Below are 3,102 nucleotides of genomic sequence, written 5' to 3'. Positions count from 1 at the left end.
ATACCTTCCCGTATGGGAAAAGCTCGACAGGTTCGGCACCAGCATGATCACCAGGACCGCTTTCGGTGTTGCCTATTTTGCCGTATATTTTTTCTTCGCCCCCAGCTGGTGGTGGTTTTTATTGCTGCCCATACATTTTCTTATGGGACCTATCCAGGGCGCTATTGTTAACTGGTGCGGACATAAGTACGGCTACAGCAATTTCGATAATGGCGATCACTCAAAAAATACTTCTCCATGGGGAATATTACTGATGGGTGAATTGTTCCAGAACAATCATCACTATGCAAAAGACAGCGCCAACTTTGCTAAAAAGTGGTTCGAATTTGATCTGACCTATTTTATTATGCGTGGGTTGAACAAAATGAAGCTGATCAGGCTAAAGCCGGCTATGGTTTCTGTGTCAGGGAATGGAGACATGAGAGAAGTGAGAGGTGAAAAGTGAATGGTACAGGTTGCAAGATACAAGTTGCAGGGAACTGCCGCCTTATGCTGAGGGCTGAATGCTGACAGCCAAAAGCCGATCGCTCTAAAACGGGATCCGTTATCCTGCCATCAATTCTTTTTTCTTCAGCCATTCTTTTTTGCCGGTTCCCTCAAATACATGCCTTTCACTGTGATACGAAGAGCGTACCAGCGGGCCGCTTTCAACATAGTCGAAACCCATATCATACCCGGCTTCCGTGTATTCGGCAAACTCGTCGGGATGCACAAAACGCAGAACCGGCAGGTGCCTGCTGCTGGGTTGCAGGTATTGCCCGAGGGTAATTACATCAACACCGTTTGAGCGAAGATCCCGCATCGTTTGCAGCACTTCGTCTTTCGTTTCACCCAAACCCAGCATTATGCCCGATTTGGTTCGCATACCATTTTCTTTGAGGTGCTTGAGCACTTCCATGCTTCTCCAGTATTTGGCCTGTATGCGCACCTGCTTTGTCATTCGTTCAACCGTTTCAACATTGTGCGAAACCACTTCCGGCGCAGCTTCAATAATACGTTGGATATTTTCTTTCTGCCCCTTAAAATCGGGGATGAGGGTTTCCAGCGTTGTATCGAGATTTAACGCTTTTACGGCCTTGATGGTATTGTACCAGATGATGCTTCCGCCATCTTTCAGCTCATCCCTGTCTACCGAAGTAATTACGGCATGCTTTACTTTCATCAGGTATATCGCTTCGGCTACGCGCTGAGGTTCATCCCAATCCACTGCTTCAGGGCGACCGGTTGCCACGGCACAAAAGCCACAGCTCCTTGTGCAAATATTACCCAGTATCATAAAAGTAGCAGTGCCGGCTCCCCAGCATTCGCCCATATTGGGGCAATTGCCACTTTCACAAATGGTATGCAGTTTATGGGTATCTACTAAATTCCTAACATTTTTATAGTTTTCGCCAATGGGCAACTTCACTCTTAACCAATCCGGCTTTTTGGTACGTTGCATTGGTTCGCTGTTGGTAACACAAGCTCCACTCATAATTTAAATTGTAAACGTTTTCCGAAATGCAAAAATAACCGACTTACTTCCGTTTGCCAAATAAGAAGGACACGTAGGCGTTAACAAAGAATTTCCTGGAAGGGTTATATGCCATTTGCTCAATGTCTTTAAAATAATATTCCACATTTATTCCGCCTTCTATTGCAGATACAATAGTATTAAAACGGTTGTAATCGAAACGTAATGCTGTTTTAGCATGCAGTCCGGGAGCAAATTTCATTTCATTCCAGCCCTTGCTCAGCCCCGATCCGCCAAGGATGTTGGCTGTGCTCAGGAACAGGGAACTGTCTGGCGAATCGTACTTAACATACCGCGTTTCATTTGCCTGGTCCTGCACTTCCACATAATAAGGCCGCAAAAAGCCTAACGACAGCCCGCCTGCGCCAATGCCATATACCGAAACACCGTTCTTGTTGTTTTTACCACCAATCAGTATTTGTTGACCGGCAGCAAGCTTTAACTGGTAGAAAATATTTCTTTTCCCATATACAAAGGGGTTGCCAAAAAATATAAAGCCTCCGGCATCCGTCTGGCGATTGGCTTTTTGTTCTTTACGGTGTTTTTTTTCGTTAAACTCTAACTGGAATATCGTGGCGCGTGTTACAGAGTTGGCACGGCCCAGCTCATAGGATATGCCCCAGCCATCTGTATTTAGTTTTATGCCAAAGGCATTCTGCTTGTGAAAAGAAGGCACCCCTTCTTCCTCCAGGCGCATCAGTTCATTCATCTTTTCTCTCTTTGCTCTCCGCTTATCCTCTTTTCTTTGTTCAGCCGTTCTTTGCTGACTAAAAGCTCCAAGGGTTATACAAATACATATAATTGCCGCAATGATTTTTTTCACCTGGAATATTTTATTGTTTCTTTGAACGTAAATTTAAACAAAAATAATACAATGACTTCAACAGTAGTTTACGAAGAAAACCTTCGTACGGTTTGTACCCATTTAAAATCAGGTAGCGTTATTGAAACAGATGCTCCCCCCGACAACCAGGGAAAAGGTGAGCGCTTTTCACCGTCCGATCTTGTGGCCACTGCACTGGCAAGCTGTATGCTTACCATCATGGGCATTAAAGCAAGAGGCATGGAAGTTGATCTTAAAGGCGTAAAAGTGGAAGTCGAAAAAATAATGACCGCTAACCCGAGGAGAATAGGAGGTCTAAATTTAACATTTCATTTCCCCGCGGGCTTTAACGCTACAGAAAAGGAGCAAATGATACTGGAAAAAGCGGCGCTTACCTGTCCTGTATTTTACAGCATTCATCCCGATATAAAGGTTAATGTGCACTTTAACTGGAAAGGGTTTCCCTGAAAATGCGAGAGAGGCAGATGTACGATTGTTTCCGTATGTTAAATATAGGTTGATCTTACACCTGTGTTGAGAGCAAGGAGCTATTTTTTATCAAATTGTCATTGAGTTTGGATGTAGAGCGCATAGCTTTCCCATTAGCTTACCGCTAAGTTGCTTTTCATGGGGCTGGAAGAAGATGATTGTTGTTATGCTGCTTTGGAAAGTGATGTGATCTTTGATCGTCGCTTGGCAATTTTTACAGCGTTGCTGGTTAACATACCAAAGAAGATCCAGGCTATTTCTGTTTGTTGGGTTCTTG

General features: G+C 44.2%; 3 protein-coding genes and 1 pseudogene. 2 read left to right on the top strand and 2 right to left on the bottom strand.

From position 1 onward, the window contains the following. Positions 1 to 445, top strand: a pseudogene (locus PLH26_RS21220) (acyl-CoA desaturase); the annotation flags it as partial. Positions 446 to 544: 99 nt separating this feature from the next. On the opposite strand, the gene lipA reads toward PLH26_RS21220, so the two are convergent. Together lipA and PLH26_RS21210 are read right to left on the bottom strand one after the other, a co-directional pair. Then, a complete protein-coding gene (gene lipA / locus PLH26_RS21215) occupies positions 545 to 1,441 on the bottom strand; it encodes a lipoyl synthase (RefSeq protein WP_324588017.1) in 897 nt (298 codons plus the stop codon). 76 nt (positions 1,442 to 1,517) lie between these two features. Beyond that, positions 1,518 to 2,336, bottom strand: coding sequence for a hypothetical protein (locus PLH26_RS21210; RefSeq protein WP_324588016.1), 819 nt, complete (start codon positions 2,334 to 2,336; stop codon positions 1,518 to 1,520). A gap of 51 nt (positions 2,337 to 2,387) precedes the next feature. On the opposite strand from PLH26_RS21210, the gene PLH26_RS21205 reads away from it, so the two are divergent. After that, on the top strand, positions 2,388 to 2,804 hold the full coding sequence (locus PLH26_RS21205) for an OsmC family protein (RefSeq protein ID WP_324588015.1): 417 nt from the start codon (positions 2,388 to 2,390) through the stop codon (positions 2,802 to 2,804). Positions 2,805 to 3,102 lie beyond the last annotated feature (298 nt).

The organism is Agriterribacter sp. (genome assembly GCF_035444585.1).
In the GTDB taxonomy this organism is placed as follows: domain Bacteria; phylum Bacteroidota; class Bacteroidia; order Chitinophagales; family Chitinophagaceae; genus Agriterribacter.
The sequence above is the reverse complement of the archived record's forward strand: the minus strand, read 5'-3'. Positions and strand labels throughout refer to the sequence as shown.